This is a genomic window from Arthrobacter sp. alpha11c (assembly GCF_054149985.1).
Genome location: NZ_CP196747.1, coordinates 1,188,586 through 1,203,540, shown reverse-complemented (window position 1 = coordinate 1,203,540; position 14,955 = coordinate 1,188,586). Strand labels below are relative to the sequence as shown.

At 60.0% G+C, this 14,955-nt stretch carries 16 protein-coding genes; 11 read left to right on the top strand and 5 right to left on the bottom strand.

What is annotated here, in order from left to right; all coding sequences use genetic code 11:
• Positions 1 to 7: 7 nt before the first annotated feature.
• The 5 genes from ACTAQJ_RS05530 to ACTAQJ_RS05510 all read right to left on the bottom strand — a co-directional run bounded on the left by ACTAQJ_RS05530 (position 8) and on the right by ACTAQJ_RS05510 (position 4,730).
• Complete coding sequence (locus ACTAQJ_RS05530) at positions 8 to 829, bottom strand: HTD2 family dehydratase (RefSeq protein ID WP_498701317.1); 822 nt, start codon at positions 827 to 829, stop codon at positions 8 to 10.
• Positions 789 to 2,237 carry an MmgE/PrpD family protein gene (locus ACTAQJ_RS05525; protein ID WP_498701316.1) on the bottom strand — a complete coding sequence of 483 codons (1,449 nt, stop codon included), beginning with the start codon at positions 2,235 to 2,237 and terminating at the stop codon, positions 789 to 791. The genes ACTAQJ_RS05530 and ACTAQJ_RS05525 overlap by 41 nt, the downstream gene beginning before the upstream one ends.
• A gap of 8 nt (positions 2,238 to 2,245) precedes the next feature.
• Positions 2,246 to 3,430, bottom strand: a complete 1,185-nt coding sequence (locus ACTAQJ_RS05520) for a cytochrome P450 (RefSeq protein WP_498701315.1) — start codon at positions 3,428 to 3,430, stop codon at positions 2,246 to 2,248.
• Complete coding sequence (locus tag ACTAQJ_RS05515; protein ID WP_442005081.1) at positions 3,427 to 3,618, bottom strand: ferredoxin; 192 nt, start codon at positions 3,616 to 3,618, stop codon at positions 3,427 to 3,429. The genes ACTAQJ_RS05520 and ACTAQJ_RS05515 overlap by 4 nt, the downstream gene beginning before the upstream one ends.
• Before the next feature lie 200 nt (positions 3,619 to 3,818).
• Positions 3,819 to 4,730 (bottom strand): LysR family transcriptional regulator, encoded by a 912-nt coding sequence (locus tag ACTAQJ_RS05510; protein WP_498701312.1) that lies wholly within the window; start codon positions 4,728 to 4,730, stop codon positions 3,819 to 3,821.
• A 117-nt stretch (positions 4,731 to 4,847) separates the two neighbouring features.
• Between ACTAQJ_RS05510 and ACTAQJ_RS05505 the strand changes: the two genes are divergently transcribed.
• The 11 genes from ACTAQJ_RS05505 (at position 4,848) to ACTAQJ_RS05455 (ending at position 14,886) form a co-directional block, all read left to right on the top strand.
• Positions 4,848 to 6,053 carry an FAD-dependent oxidoreductase gene (locus ACTAQJ_RS05505; protein WP_498701310.1) on the top strand — a complete coding sequence of 402 codons (1,206 nt, stop codon included), beginning with the start codon at positions 4,848 to 4,850 and terminating at the stop codon, positions 6,051 to 6,053.
• Positions 6,054 to 6,106: 53 nt separating this feature from the next.
• Positions 6,107 to 7,255, top strand: coding sequence for a CaiB/BaiF CoA transferase family protein (locus ACTAQJ_RS05500; RefSeq protein WP_498701308.1), 1,149 nt, complete (start codon positions 6,107 to 6,109; stop codon positions 7,253 to 7,255).
• Between the two features lie 17 nt (positions 7,256 to 7,272).
• Complete coding sequence (locus ACTAQJ_RS05495) at positions 7,273 to 8,121, top strand: HpcH/HpaI aldolase/citrate lyase family protein (RefSeq protein ID WP_431114903.1); 849 nt, start codon at positions 7,273 to 7,275, stop codon at positions 8,119 to 8,121.
• Positions 8,118 to 8,915, top strand: a complete 798-nt coding sequence (locus tag ACTAQJ_RS05490; protein WP_431114904.1) for an SDR family oxidoreductase — start codon at positions 8,118 to 8,120, stop codon at positions 8,913 to 8,915. Before ACTAQJ_RS05495 ends, ACTAQJ_RS05490 begins: the two co-directional genes overlap by 4 nt.
• 93 nt (positions 8,916 to 9,008) lie before the next feature.
• Complete coding sequence (locus tag ACTAQJ_RS05485) at positions 9,009 to 9,662, top strand: alpha/beta fold hydrolase (RefSeq protein WP_498701305.1); 654 nt, start codon at positions 9,009 to 9,011, stop codon at positions 9,660 to 9,662.
• A 60-nt stretch (positions 9,663 to 9,722) separates the two neighbouring features.
• Positions 9,723 to 10,637, top strand: coding sequence for a dioxygenase family protein (locus ACTAQJ_RS05480; RefSeq protein WP_498701303.1), 915 nt, complete (start codon positions 9,723 to 9,725; stop codon positions 10,635 to 10,637).
• Complete coding sequence (locus ACTAQJ_RS05475) at positions 10,634 to 11,698, top strand: maleylacetate reductase (protein WP_498701300.1); 1,065 nt, start codon at positions 10,634 to 10,636, stop codon at positions 11,696 to 11,698. Before ACTAQJ_RS05480 ends, ACTAQJ_RS05475 begins: the two co-directional genes overlap by 4 nt.
• 119 nt (positions 11,699 to 11,817) lie before the next feature.
• Positions 11,818 to 13,053, top strand: coding sequence for an NAD(P)/FAD-dependent oxidoreductase (locus tag ACTAQJ_RS05470; RefSeq protein WP_498701297.1), 1,236 nt, complete (start codon positions 11,818 to 11,820; stop codon positions 13,051 to 13,053).
• Positions 13,050 to 13,208: a hypothetical protein gene (locus ACTAQJ_RS05465; protein WP_431114909.1), complete on the top strand. Its 159-nt coding sequence runs from the start codon at positions 13,050 to 13,052 to the stop codon at positions 13,206 to 13,208. The genes ACTAQJ_RS05470 and ACTAQJ_RS05465 overlap by 4 nt, the downstream gene beginning before the upstream one ends.
• A 20-nt stretch (positions 13,209 to 13,228) precedes the next feature.
• Entirely contained in the window at positions 13,229 to 14,557 is a 1,329-nt protein-coding gene (locus tag ACTAQJ_RS05460; RefSeq protein WP_498701295.1) for an MFS transporter, read from the top strand.
• Positions 14,558 to 14,580: 23 nt separating this feature from the next.
• Complete coding sequence (locus ACTAQJ_RS05455) at positions 14,581 to 14,886, top strand: antibiotic biosynthesis monooxygenase family protein (protein ID WP_431114911.1); 306 nt, start codon at positions 14,581 to 14,583, stop codon at positions 14,884 to 14,886.
• Positions 14,887 to 14,955 lie beyond the last annotated feature (69 nt).

Sequence of the window (14,955 nt, the reverse complement as noted above, 5' to 3'; positions counted from 1 at the left end):
CGGCCTGCTAGATCCCGGACAAAGTGCTGACTGCGCAGATTGCTCCTTCGGCGCTGCGCGCCTCGGCGCCGTTGGCCAGGCCATCCGGCCCAGGGACGATCGAGAATGTCTGGGGCTTGGTCATCGGGGAGGCCAGCCGGTAGCTAAAGGTTTTACCCATCAGGCCGATTCCTTCACGACGCATGTGCTCGCCCATCATCAGAGCCAGAAGAGGCCCGTGGATCACCAGTCCGTCGTAGCCCTCATTCAGGCACCAGTCGAGGTCGTAGTGAATCCTGTGCGCGTTATACGTCAGTGCGGAGAATCGGAACAGCAGGCGTTCATCGGCGGCTTGCTCCAGCACAGCGCCCCCGGGTGGGGGCGGCGGTGTTTGCGGGTTGGGCAGTGAGCCGCTACCAGGGGCCCGGTAAACAATGTCCTGTTCTTCGCGGATCACCAGCTCGTCGGCTTGGAAGATCTCGTGGCGCACAGTGGTGAATGTCAGTGGCCCGGTGCGGCCCGCCTTCTCGACTGATCCGGCCACGGCAATGACTTTTGTGGCCGGGGTTCCGATCTTGAGTTGGCCGAAAGTGGAGACGCGACCCCCGGCAAACATCCTGCGCCGCCCGGGCCCAGGTGGGGCGGGAATACCCACAGTGGGATGACCATCCGGCCCCAGCTCGCTCTGCCGGTTGCGCTCCAGAAGGTAGAGCCAGTGCCAGAGCGGGGGGACTGTTGTGCCCTCGTCGAAGGGGACGTCTATGTCCAGTGCGGCCGCAAGGGATTCAACGGGTTCCGCGGCGATGAGTTCAGTGCGTTCGACCCGCTCGGTCAAGGTAGTTGTTGTCATAGTGAGTCTCACTCCAGATGGGTAGAGGGGTTGCGCTGAGGGCGTTGATCAGTTTGTCGAGGGTGGATGCTGAATCCAGGTTCTCCACCGCCTCGATTAGCTGCGCTGCGGCCTCGTTGCCATAGGGGCGCAGAAGGGCCTGTGCTTTGGCGACGACCTCAGCGTGGGTCATGGGGTTCTTTTCGGAGCCTTTGGCATCGGTGGGGTTTCCGGCGAGGAGCGTGATTTTTTCGCCGGACTTCAGGTCAAAATCGAGGCGGGGCCCGTCTTCCAGTTGGATCGAGGAGTCCAACACCATCGAGATCCTGGCGAAGGTCTCTTGGATCCGGGGTTCCGAAATGCGTGGTGGATCGAATTGCTCCAACCCTACTGAGCGGTTCTCCAGCGCCACGCTGATGGCGTAGGGCAAGCTGAACTGCGCATCAAACACGGTCTCAATGGGGTCAACATTGAGCATGTTGATCGCAGTTTCGCCCGCGGTCACGGTGATGGAGAGTACATCGGAGGGTTGGAGATCGCGTTCGGCGATCAGCTTCAGCACCGCGTCAACCGCTGAGTGGCTGCCTCGGCAACAGGCATAGGGCTTGAGATAGGACGTGGAGACGTTGAAGATCTCACCAAGACCTGCGGTGACCCGTTCCGGGAAGCCCCGGCCGTCCCCATAGGTGGCAAAAATCCCACCCCATGGAGCCTCGAAGAGCCGATGAGGGCCGGTAATGCCCGCTCGGGCCAAAAACGCTGCGTCGATTCCTGACTCGCCGGCTTTGCCTGGGTGCACCCGCTTGGTCCAGGCGCCATCTTCTATGAAGGCCCAGACCCCTCCAGTGAATGAGCCTGCAACGCCGAGTGCATTCGCGAAGGTGGCCGCGTCAAGATGCAGGATTTTTGCGGACGCCGCAGCCGCAGCAAAGGTGCCAAATGTGCCCGTAGAGTGCCAGCCCCGGTCGGTATGCGCGGCAAATCCGCCGATGCCCTGCAAGAGCCGATAACTGACGTCATAGCCCGCACAGGCGGCGACAATCAAGTCCTGGCCGCTTGCGCCGACCAGTTCTGCGGCAGCGATCGCGGCTGGCAAAGTTGCCGAGCCGGCGTGTCCTGGTCCGCCGCCGTCGTCGAAGTCCCGTGCGTGGGCCGAGGTTCCATTGGCAAGAGCCGCGTGGGCCGGGTTCAGCCGTTCCCGGGTGCCCCAGACGAGGCATGGACCACCGTTTGACATGCCGGAGAGGGCATTGCGGACACGGCGGGATTCCTCCGAGGGGATACCGGCCATAGCCACGGCCAGTGTGTCGAGGATGTGGTCTTTCATAGCGGAAACCACATCCCGTGGGAGGTCGTCGTAGGTGGTTCCGGCCCAGTATTCGGAGAGAACTTCTGTGATGGATGGTTCGGAGTGGGATTCAGGTGACATGAATGACCTCAGCTTCTGCCGCCAAGATCGACGGTTAGTTTCTTTATCGTCCACCGTCCGGCGGTCTGGCTTATTGCTGATTCGGATTCCACAACGCTGGCCTGGGGGTAATGGCGCGCGAGGTGTGAGACGACCTCTTCGATTTCCACCTTGGCCAGTCCTTGACCCAGGCAGTTGTGCGGGCCCGTGCTGAATGTGAGTGGCTGGTTTCGCTCGCGGCCCAGGACGAATTCGCCGGGGTTTTCGAACCGTTCAGGGTCTCGGTTGGCTGACCAGACGGCCACGTGCACATCGGCGCCGGCCGGGATGGTGATCCCGCCAACCTCCATGTCCTCAGTCGCAATCTTGCTGATAACGCCGGTCCGGGGATACAGGCGGAGCGCTTCGACCACTGCGCTAGGTATCCACGTAGGGTCGGCAACAATTTGATCCCAGACTTCCCGGTTGCGCAGCAAATTCCAGACGACGAGGCCGATCTGGTGGCCCGTGTTCACGGAACTTGCTTCAAGCATCGAGGTTGCCTCGTCGAACAGTTCCTGTGCGGTGAGCTTTCCCTCGTCTGCGAGTGCCATCAGGTGGGAGAGCATGTCGTCGCCAAGGCCCAGGCCACGCTTTCGCTCCATCAGATCGTTGAGGTACCGGAACAGTTCGTCGTAGGCCGCGAGGATGTCGGGTTTCAGACTGGGATCCCTCGCCAGAAGCGCCAATGTCCGTTCTGACAATTCCTGTACCTTGGGTGCGTCGGATTGCGGAGCTCCCGCTAAATGGCAGTAGACCAAGGAGGGGATTCTGCGATCAACCCCGGCATGGAAATCCACCGGCTTCGTGTCCTCGAGGTCGTTGAAGATGCCTGTCACGATGTCCGTGAGGACGTCGCGGGTGTTCTGCACTGTTGTCGGGCCCATGAAACGGGCAAGTGGAGTCCGTAAGCGCAGTTGCTGGGCTCCGTCTTGCATGATGATGCTGCGGGCTCGAAATCCGTGGACGGAGCCGTCGTTGATGCCGAACTCTTCCATCAGCCGCAATGCTGAGTTGGCAAACCGTGGATTGCGCAGCACCTCGGTGGAGAGTTGGTAGGACAGAACGGCGTAACCATCGGATCCTACCGCGATTCCTCCATCGGGAAGCGCGCCGCCCTGGTGGCCGGTGGCCTGTGGAGAGAACAGTTCGAATGCTGGCACTGTGGTTGTCATGACCGCGAAATCGCTCCCATCGGGCAGCAAAGGATGACTTCTTCAAGTTCGCTTTCGCGATCGTCTTCGACGTCGGAAGCCAGCTGTACCAGCGTGCCATCCTTCTCTATGTGGAACACGTCCGGCATTAAGGCTGCGCAGGTGCCGTTGGCATCGCAGCGCTGCAGGTCCACGTTGACTTTAATCATGGGGGTGCCCTTCCTCGGAATCATCGGGTCGGAGCAGCCCGGGTTTCCGGGCAAGGGGTGCGGCGACCATCTCGGTGTTTCAAGGTCTACCTTGCTGCCGCCCGCGACATTTCACAAATACCTAAATTCCGGGATACTCATCTATTTCGCATATACCTTCGATCGGAGTCGCATCGGCTCTAGACCGAAGGGCCGTTCTCTTACGCCGGGGTTTGATCGCCGGAAAACAGGGCTGTAAACCGCTCAGCTACCGGAGTTACTACGCCGTCGCGTCGCGTGACGATGGCAATTGGCACGTTGGGCCAGCCCCCAACCACAGGAATTTGTGCGACATCCGGATGGAGGCGGGCCATCTCCAAGCTGGAGAGGGATACTCCGACTCCGGCACCCACCAACTGCGCGGCAGTCATGACGGTCGGTACTTGGATCACCTCTGTCGGGTTTGCCCCCGAGGATGAGAACTTGTCGGCCCAGATTCGCCAGAGGATGCGCACTCCCGGAATTCGGGCGGGCAGGATCCAGGTGGCATCCGTCAGAGTCGCAACGTCCACTGGCGTGGTTTCCGAGAGACCCCAGGATCTGGGCGCGATGAGCGTCAGCGGCAGTTCGTCCACAACCGTGATGTCGAAATGCACTCCGTTGATGGGTTGCAGCGGCTCCTCGGCCACTATGGGCATGATCGCCAGGTCAAGGGTGCCATCGGCCAGCCGGTCCAGCTGCACTTTGGGATTGGCGTCTGTCAGGTCCAGGGTCACGTTTCGGTAGATCGAGAGGAACTCCGAGATTTTGGTACTGCCGATCCGCCATAGGCACATCGGTTCGCACCCGAGGTGGAGTTCGCCCGCAAGCCCCTGCCCCATGGCTTTGAGCGTGTCTGAGATTCTTCGCTCTTCAGCCAGAAGCCGGCGTCCGGCATGGTGCAGATACTCGCCCGCGGCGGTCAGTTCGATGCCTCGGGGCTTCCTGTCGAACAGGGTCACTCCGAGCTCTTTTTCGAGCTTCGCCATAGCCATGCTCAAGGGCGGCTGGGATATCCGCAAGGCTTGGGAAGCCTCGGTGATGGAACCGTTCTCCGCCACGGCGATGAAGTATCGAACATTCCTGAGATCCATGCATTCAGTATATGGAAACCTCTACTAATTGGTATTTGATGTATGGCCGGATGTGGACGACCGTTGGTTGAGGGCAGCGACGCTCACGTCATTTCGCAGGTTTACAACGGAGGCATCATGGAATACCAGCAGCAGGTAATTGTGGCCGGAGCCGGTCCTACTGGTCTGCTCAATGCACTGGGCCTGGCACAGCAGGGACTGGACGTTACCGTCGTCGAACGCTCAAGGGAGCCAAGTGACGCCCCGCGGGCGATTCTCTACCACTGGTCCACACTCGACGGCCTTGAACGTCTCGGACTTTTCGACGACGCTTCACGGGCCGGGTTCCTGAAGCAGGATTATGCCCATCACGTCCGGGACACCGGTGAAACCATCAATTACGGTTTGAAGGCGCTGGAGGGTCGCGTAACCCACCCCTACAACCTGCACCTCGGCCAGGGTGCGCTGGCCACGATCATTCTTCGCCACCTTGAGCAATTTCCCAACGTCCGCGTCCTCTGGGGACACCAGATCGCGGGGCTGACGCAGGATGAGGCAGCAGTGACAATCACGGCGGAGCACGAAGGGAATTCGGTCCAACTGCGGGCTCCCTGGCTCATAGGCGCCGACGGTGCGGGCTCTGCCGTAAGGAATGCCTTGAACCTGCCTTTTGAAGGTTTTACGTGGCCGGAGCGCTTTGTGGCTGCCAACATCCGTTTCCCCGACGACCGCAAGGGCTGGGCCCAAACGACGTTCTACGTCGACGATGTTCTCGGAGCAATCATCGTGAAGATCGATAACTCCGGGCCCCACGGGCTGTGGCGCTACACCTACATGGAGGATGCCGTTCTACCCGAAGCAGGCGTGGTGGACCGTCTGCCTCGGTTCCTGGAACAGATATTCGGCCCTGAGGTGGCTGCCAGCACCACCATGGATGCCATTGCGCCCTATCGTATGCACCAGCGGAGTGCTCCAACCTACCGGCTTGGCCGCGTTCTGCTTGCCGGTGATGCTGCGCACGCAACAAATCCGACAGGCGGCTTCGGGCTGACCATGGGGCTGTTCGACTCCTACCTGCTGAACGAGGCATTGGGCGCCGTGATCGCGGGAAATGCCGATGAGTCCGTTCTTGATGCCTACTCCGAACTACGACGCGCCGCTTTCATTGACAAGGCCAGTCCCCGCGCCACCGCAAATAAGCGGTTGATCTTTCACTCGTCAGACCCTGTTCAGAGGGATAAAGACCTGGAGCTGTTCCGGAGGATGGGCAACGATCCAGAACTGGCCGCAGAGGTCCTCTACTTCACCAAAACACTCGAGACACCCTCGCTTGTTGACGCATAGGCCGCCTTCGCGTCCGTCAACAAGCCGGCACTATCTACTTCAGGAGTTACCTCATGCTTCCTCTGAGCGGCATCACAGTCGTCTCGCTTGAGCAGGCGGTCGCAGCACCGTTTGCTACACGCCAACTCGCCGATTTGGGGGCCAGGGTCATCAAGATCGAGCGTCCAGACGTGGGAGACTTCGCCCGCGGGTACGACGAAACCGTCAAGGGCATGGCGAGCCACTTTGTTTGGCTGAACCGGTCCAAGGAGTCAGTCGCCTTGGACCTGAAGAGCCCGGAGGGTCACCATGCCGTGCACGAGTTGGTTCGCAATGCTGACATTTTCGTGCAGAACCTGGCCCCGGGTGCGGCAGAACGTCTCGGGCTGGGCGCCGATGCCTTGCGTGCTGAGCGTCCGGAGCTGATCCACGTCTCAATTTCCGGCTATGGTGCCGACGGCCCGTATTCGTCAAAGAAGGCTTATGACCTCCTGGTGCAGTGTGAAGCCGGTCTGGTGTCCATTACCGGCTCTGAAGAGACCCCCGCCAAAGTGGGGATTTCAATTGCGGATATCGCCTCCGGTATGTACGCGTACTCAGGCATCCTGACCGCGCTGCTTCAGCGCGGGCAGACCGGGGAGGGGGCAACCATCGAACTGTCGATGCTCGAGGCGCTCGGTGAATGGATGGGATACGCCATGAACTATGCGGTGTACGGCGGAACCGCACCAAAGCGGACAGGTTCATCACATGCAGCCATCGCCCCGTACGGTCCTTTCACGTGTGGTGACTCGCAGCAGGTGTTCCTGGGAATCCAGAACGAACGTGAATGGGCAACCTTTTGCGATCGGGTCCTTGGCCGTCCGATGGTCGCCATGGATGCACGCTTCGCGCGAAACTCCCTGCGTGTAAGGCACCGTGCGGAGCTCACGCTGGTGATAGAGGAGGGGCTCTCCCGGTACACGGCGGACGAGGTTGTGGACTTGCTTGAGAAGGCCGGGATAGCGAACGCACTGCTGCGTGACATGCAGGGCTTCGCTGACCACCCCCAGCTGGCGGCACGCAACAGATGGCGGGAATATGATTCACCGGTCGGGCCCTTACGTGGCCTGATTCCGCCGGCCACGTTCGTTGGGCAGGAGCCTGTGATGGGTCGCGTTCCCAACGTGGGAGAAGACACCGATCGCGTTCTGGCAGAGTTCAAAGTGCTGGAAACAAGATGAGCAAGGACTCTTTAGCGATGCTTCAGAGCGCTCGCTCGTTCCTGTTTGTCCCGGGCGACCGGCCTGAACGGTTCTCAAAGGCGCAAACTTCCGGGGCTGATGTGGTCATCCTCGATTTGGAAGACGCCGTCAGCGCTCGCAATAAGGATTCGGCCTTGCTGGCCGTCACCTCCTGGTTGTCAGGAACAGGTCAAGCCGTGGTTCGGATCGAGCGGGACCAGGAGGTTGCTTCTTTGAGGGGCATCCCCGGACTTATTGGGGTAATGGTGCCCAAGTCCGAAAACCCGGACCACGTGTCCAGAGTCCATCAAACGCTGGGATGCCCTGTCATAGCGCTCATTGAGTCAGCCTGCGGCGTTACGGCCGCCCACTCACTGGCGAGTGTTCCGGGCGTGGCCCGACTGGCTTTTGGCGAGCTCGATTTCGCGGCCGATATTGGTGCGCAGCCGAACCAGCGCGCAATGTTGCTGGCGCGTTCATCACTGGTCCTTGCCTCCCGCGCCCATGGCCTTCCAGGTCCCCTGGATGGCGTGACGCCAAAGTTCGACGACGACTCCGCGCTGACGCAGGACCTGCACGCCGCCCTCGAGTTGGGAATGTCGGGAAAACTCCTTATTCATCCCCGTCAGGTCGCCGTAACGCATCACGTCTTTCGTCCCAGCGACCACGAGGTCGCATGGGCGCACCGGATTGTGAAATCCATCAGCGATGGGGGAGCCGTGGTCAAGGTCGACAGTGCCATGGTGGACGCCCCTGTGCTGCGGCGCGCGCAAGCTATCCTCGCGTGTCTCGCGTCAGACGCAGGCGCGCTGGTCAATCACGGGGAAGTAAACGCCGGCGGCAGCCTGGCAGAGGAGGACAAATGACTCACCCTATGAATCATCGGCCTGTTGCCGTCATCACCGGCGGCGGCGGTGGCCTCGGAAATGACATCGCCGATCGCCTGGCGGACGACGGGTTCGACCTTGCGCTCCTTGACGTCTCGTCGTCGGCGCTACAGAGCGCGGCAGCCCGACTCTCGGAGAGATCGCCGAAGCTCAAAGTGCTGACATACGCGGGGAACCTGGCCGAGGAATCAGTGGTCGCCGAGACCTTCACCCGTATCGAGGAGGAGTTTGGGCGCATCGATGTCCTCGTCAGCGCGGCTGGAGGCAGTGGCACTGCCAAGGTCCGTGAACTGTCAGAACTGAGCGGCGAGGTGTGGCGTGCAGTCATCGAAAGCAACCTCACCAGCACGTTCCTGTGCGCGCGGCAGGCTGTCCCGATCATGCTCAAGCGCGGCTATGGACGGATCGTAAATTTCTCGTCGCTGGTTGCCGACGGTCTCGATGGGCCGTCAGGAACTGTAGGCGCCCGGCTGGCCTATGCTGCGTCCAAGGGAGGCATCGTAAGTCTCACCAAGCAGCTCGGCAAAGACCTCGGTGGCACCGGGATTACCGTGAACGCCGTAGCTCCTGGACTCATCCTCCCCACCACTGGGCGGGTCCGGGACACCTTCGAGGTGATGGGGGCGGAAGAGAAGGCCGCCACCTCTGCCGCCATACCCGTTGGCAGGCCAGGAACCGGCCGCGAGATTGCCGCCGCCGTGGCATACCTCGCCTCAGCGGCAGCTGCATTCACCTCAGGCACCGTCCTGCACGTCGACGGAGCAGCATCTTGACCACCAACCCCACTTGCAACGGAGACTTCAGATGACACACCCCCCGCTGATCATGCTTCCGGCTCGGGTGCCGACTCCCGGCTATGGCAGCCGGTGATTGACGAACTCGGGGCAGAGTTCGAATGCTCGGTGGTTCGTGGTGAGGGGCAGACGATCCAGGCCATGGCGGACCATGTGCTCTCAGCAGCCCCCAACGAATTTGTCCTGGTTGGAATTTCGATGGGAGGGTATGTCGCCCTTGAGATAGCGCTAAGGAAGACCGGAAGAGTCAAGGCTTTGGCGTTGTTCAACACCTCGGCCATTGCCGCGCCGCAGGATCGTCGGAAGAACTCCGAAGGCCTTATCTCGCTGGTGAATTCCGGGGGATTCCTGGAAGCGATCACCCGCACGGCCCCGGCCGTATCGCGGGGGATCCCCGAGGTCCAGCGGGTTGTGGAGGCGATGACCGAGGATCTGGGCGAGCACGTTTTCGTCGATCAGCAGCTCGCCGTGATGAATCGTTCGGACCGACGCGCGGAACTGGTCGCCATGGACTGCCGCACCCTGGTGGTGGGCGCTGCCGAAGACATCATCACGCCGCCGGCTTTGAGCGAGGATCTCGCTGGACGACTCCCTGATGCGCGCTTTGTCCTTATCCAGGAGAGCGGGCATTTCGTTCCACTGGAGCAACCACAGGCGGCCGCAGCCGCGCTGCAGGCTTTCCTTCGGAACCAGCCGGAAGGTTCGCCGCAGGAAGTCGGCAGGTGAGCATCACTTCCCTTCTTCCATCCTGAGATGGAAGACCACACCATTGAAAGGAAGTCCTCCATGAGCAAAGACCTAGGTCCGGAATCGCTCACTGAGGCTGTCATCGACAGTTTCAAAGACACTGCTGACCCGCGCCTTAAAGCCATTCTGGAAAGCCTCACCCGCAACCTTCACAACTTCGTTCGTCAGGTGAGTCCCAGCATTTCCGAATGGGAAGCGGCAATCAACTTCCTTACCGCCACAGGCCGGAAGTGCGATGACGTGCGCCAGGAGTTCATCCTGCTTTCGGACGTACTGGGAGTTTCCATGCTGGTGGAGACGATCAACGATCAGGAAACCCCGGATGCTACGGATTCGACCGTCCTCGGGCCCTTCCATATGGTCGAATCACCCGAACGGCATCTGGGCGACAACATCTCTTCCGAAAGCGAAGGTGACGTGTGCGTTGTCAGGGGGAGAGTCCTCTCAGTCACCGGGCTGCCTATCCCCAATGCCCGGATCGACGTGTGGCAGGCCAACACGACCGGCTTCTATGACGTCCAGCAGCCGGGCATTCAAAGCGTCGGCAACGGCAGGGGACTCTTCCGTACTGACGAAAACGGTCTGTTCCATTTCCGCAGCGTTGTACCGAGCTTCTATCCGATTCCAACCGATGGTCCGGTTGGAGGTCTGTTGAAGGCCAGCGGAAGGCACCCCTACCGTCCAGCCCATATCCACTTCATTGTCACCGCGGCGGGTTTCAAGGAGCTGACGACCCACATCTTCATTGGGGGAAGCGAATACATCGACTCGGATGCGGTCTTCGCTGTCAAGGAAAGCCTCATCAAATCCTTCACCCCCAACGAGGACCCTGTGGCGGCCGCAGAGTTTGGGGTGGATTCCCCATTCAACGAGGGAGTCATCGACATTCTGCTGCACCCGGAGAGCCAATCTCCCAGCTCAGGTTTCCAAGTATCCGAGGAGGTAGTCCGGTGAAGGAATTTCGTTATGAAGCCCTGCCGATGCGAGTAACTTTCGGCGCAGGGTCGCTCAAGACTCTTCCCGAGGAGGTCCGTGCGTTGGGCCTCAGGCGTGTACTGGTCCTGTCCACGCCGTTTCAGGAAGATCTGGCCAGGAACATATCCAGGCAATTGGGTGAACTGAGCGCCGGGGTGCATGCCGACGCCGAGATGCACGTCCCGATTGAATCAGCCCACAGGGCACGTGATGCGGCAAGGGCAGCTGATGCCGATGGTTATGTCGCGGTAGGGGGTGGATCCACTACGGGACTTGGGAAGGCAATAGCTTTGGAGTTTGGGGCGCCCATCATCGCTGTGCCCACCACTTACGCCGGATCGGAAATGACGCCGATCTGGGGGCTGACAGCCGACGGCGAAAAGAAGACCGGCCGTGACCCGCGAGTGTTGCCTACAAGCGTCATTTACGACCCCGATCTTACCCTGACCCTTCCTGTGGGCATGTCCGTCACCAGCGGTTTCAATGCGATAGCCCATGCAGTGGAGGCGCTCTACGCCCCTGACGGATCTCCTGTGATCTCGCTGATGGCAGAGGAAGGAGCGCGTGCAATGCTCAACGCCTTGCCGAAAATCGTCAAGGATCCAGCCCATGGGGAGGCCAGGTCAGATGCGCTGTACGGGGCATGGCTTTGTGGTGCCACTCTGGGAGCGACCACGATGTCGCTGCACCATAAGCTCTGCCACATCCTCGGCGGGACCTTCAATTTGCCCCACGCTGAAACCCATACTGTAGTGCTGCCCTATGCCCTGAACTACAACGCTGGGCATGCACCCGATGCCATGGCTGCATTGCAGCGGGCCACAGGGGCGGAGGATCCTGTCCGCCACATACGTGAACTCGCTGTGAACCTGGGCGGTCCGCGTTCTCTGCGTGAACTCGGTTTGAACGACGAAGACATCGACACGGTCGTCGAACTGGCAACCCACAATCAATATGCCAATCCCCGTCCATTGACGGCATCAGGCCTCCGCGGCCTCCTCACCGCCGCGCTTAACGGTGATGCCCTGACATCTCCCTAGGCATACATCAAATAGATGCCTAGCGGAATTAATTGGTATTTGTGCAATACCACCTGCGGTCACAGAGTAGAGGAAAGCAGTGATTCACGTCACGCAAACTCACAACAGAAAGACAGGCCATGGTCCAAACCACTACCGACATTGTGATTGTTGGGGGATCGACGGCGGCACTTAGGGCGGCTGAGACCGTCAGCCGCCGGGCACCGGGCTTGAAGGTCACGGTGGTCAGTGCCGAGCAGCATCTGCCCTATGAATTGCCCCCCTTGTCGAAGATCCCCTTGAAGGAATCCGTTGACATTGAAGCGTTGATCTACCCCTCTGCGCGCGCTCTGCAGGAGAGCGGCGTGGAGTTCCGACTCGGAGACACGGCCACGGCCCTTGACCCGCAACGTCAGGTGGTGACCACAGGCAGTGGCGATATCAAATACCGGGCAGCAATCATCACCACAGGATGTCAACCGATCATGCCTCCAATATTCGATGGGGAACGGGACGTGTTCGTCTTACGGCGCTTTGAAGACTCCGTAGGACTCCGCGAAGCCCTCAACGATCGCCGTCGCTCCGTGGCCATCGTGGGTGCAGGATTCATTGGTGGAGAATTCGCCTCGACCTTGATCGGGGACGGCCGCAAGATATCCCTGATCGATCTCTCCGAACACCCGCTTATCCGCTTCGGTGAAGAAGTTTCCAGGGTTTACGAGGACCTGCATCGAGGCAAGGGAGTGGAAACATTCTTTGGATTGGGCGCAACGGGCACCATCGAACGGAACGGCCGTCGATTCCTGAAGCTTAGTGATGGCCGTGAAGTTGCTGCTGATGTGATTGTGGTGGGAGTCGGGGTGCGGCCCGCCGTTTCCTGGTTGGCTTCTTCGGGTATCGAACTGGAAAACGGCATTCTTGCCGACGAATATCTGCAGAGTACCCGGGGCGTCTTCGCCGCAGGTGACGCCGTCCGGTGGCCCAATAAACGATTCGATGCAGCCATGCGCATTGAGCACTGGACCACCGCAGCCGAACAAGGGCGAGCAGCCGGACTGAACGCGGTGAACTATCTTGAGGGATCACCACTGGTGCCCTGCGCTACTGTTCCCTTCTTCTGGTCCGACCAACATGGTCAAAGGGTGCAGTGGGCCGGACATCAGTCCGGAGGGGAACAAGTGTATTCCAGCCAGAATGACAACGGATCACTTTTCCTCTTCCGTCAGGGAGGTTTCCTCGCCGGGGCCTTGGCCTTCGAACGGCGCCAGGAGTTCGTGCAATTGCGCGCAAAACTACGCCAGCCTCTCGCCTGGGAAGTAGCCATGGGCATGGTCCCGGGGCTCGAGCCCATGAGCAGCGCGGTCCTGGTGCCATGACTGTTAATCGGCGCCGCTATGTCTCATGCCCGTGCGGCATCCTCCTGGATGGGGTGGACGATGAGGAGCTGGTCATCGCGGTGCGTGCCCACTTGAACGAATCTCATCCAGGACTGGACTACACACGGGACCAGATCCTTCTCATGGCTTATTGACATCAAACAAAGGAGTTTCAATGTCTGTTAAAACACCTGGCCGAATGAAATCGGTACTCTTTTCAAGTTTCATGGGAACAGCCATCGAATTTTACGACTTTCTGCTCTATGGACTGGCTGTCAGCCTGGTTTTCGCTCCGCTCTACTTTGCCAATCTCTCACCCGCTTTGGGCATCGTGGCATCATTCGCGACCCTGGCAGTGGGGTACCTGGCGAGACCACTGGGTGGTCTGATCTTCGGCCACTTCGGTGATCGGATCGGACGAAAGCAGATGCTCGTCCTGACCATGCTCCTGATGGGTGGTGCAAGCTTCTGCATCGGTCTCCTCCCAACCCAGGCAGCAATCGGCCAGCTGGCGCCCCTGCTGTTGATTGTGCTCCGCGTGATTCAGGGCATCGCTGTCGGAGGCGAATGGGGTGGGGCTGCCCTTATGGCCATGGAACACTCGACGCCGGAGCGGCGGGGCTTCTCCGCCAGCTTCGCCAACATGGGTGGCCCTGCCGGCGCTGCCTTGGCAACGGTGGTCTTCAGTCTCTGCAGCATGATGCCTGAGGAACTGTTCATGACCTGGGGGTGGCGGTTGCCGTTCCTGTTCAGTGCAGTCCTGGTTGGAGTCGGACTCTTCGTGCGCCTCAAGGTCGCTGAATCGCCAGTCTTCCTTGAAACGCAGCGCAAGGAAGCTGCGTCGCAACACCGCAGGGTGCATCCGCTCCTGGAGGTAGTCCGGAAGTATCCGCGCGCCGTCGTGATCGCTTGCCTGGGTACGATCATGGCCTTTGCCATGCAGTCACTTCTCGCCACGTTTGCCATGCCGTATGCCGTTGCCGCCGGGCACAACCGCTCGGAAGTCCTGTGGATCAGCCTCGCAACGCAGCTAATCCATGTGTTCACGATCCCTATGTTTGCAGCCTTGTCAGACAGGGTAGGGCGACGCAAAGTGATGATGACCGGCGTAATCGGCATGATTCTGCTCATCCATCCCATCTGGTTGATGATCGCTGCAGACAACGTTGTGCTGTTGTTCGTGGCTTTCCTGATTGGAAATCCACTGCTCCAGGCCATGGTGTACGGACCCACAGCGGCCTATATCTCCGAGATGTTCGGCGCCGAATCCCGCTATACGGGCGCATCCTTGGCGTATCAGGTGTCCGCGACGTTGGGTGGCGGACTGGTTCCCCTTGCGGCAACCGCGTTGTTGGCAGCCCGCGGTGGAAACGACCCGGTCTACGTGTCGGGCCTGGTCATTGTCGTCGGCATTGTCAGCCTGTTGGCCTTGTTGGTAACCGGCCGTCGTCAGAACAAGGATCGGTTGCCGGCGGACACGGAGGCGTCGATTTCAGTGCAGTAATCGGAACAAACGAGAGGATCAAAATGATCTACGAACATGCCGATCTCCGGATCAATCCTGACACCGAGGAGAAATTTGTCAGGGACTTCAGTGCCGTCAGGAAATTACTGGTCGAGGCGGAAGGGTGCCATTCAGTTGAGTTGCTGGTTAGCGTGGACAGCCCTAATACATATCTTTTGCGGGTAGGTTGGGAGAATATTGAAGACCACACCGTAAGATTTCCAGGTACCTCGGAAGCAAACGAGCTACGCCGGGTCCTGATGGAACACTGCGTCACTCCGCCACAGGTTCTCCATTTCGATGGACAGGACGTTTTGATCTCACTGTGAGGCAGGTTTCTTCAGCTCAAATCCAAGCGTGTATGCATCGTTTTGCAGCTCTTTTCTGGCATATTCTCA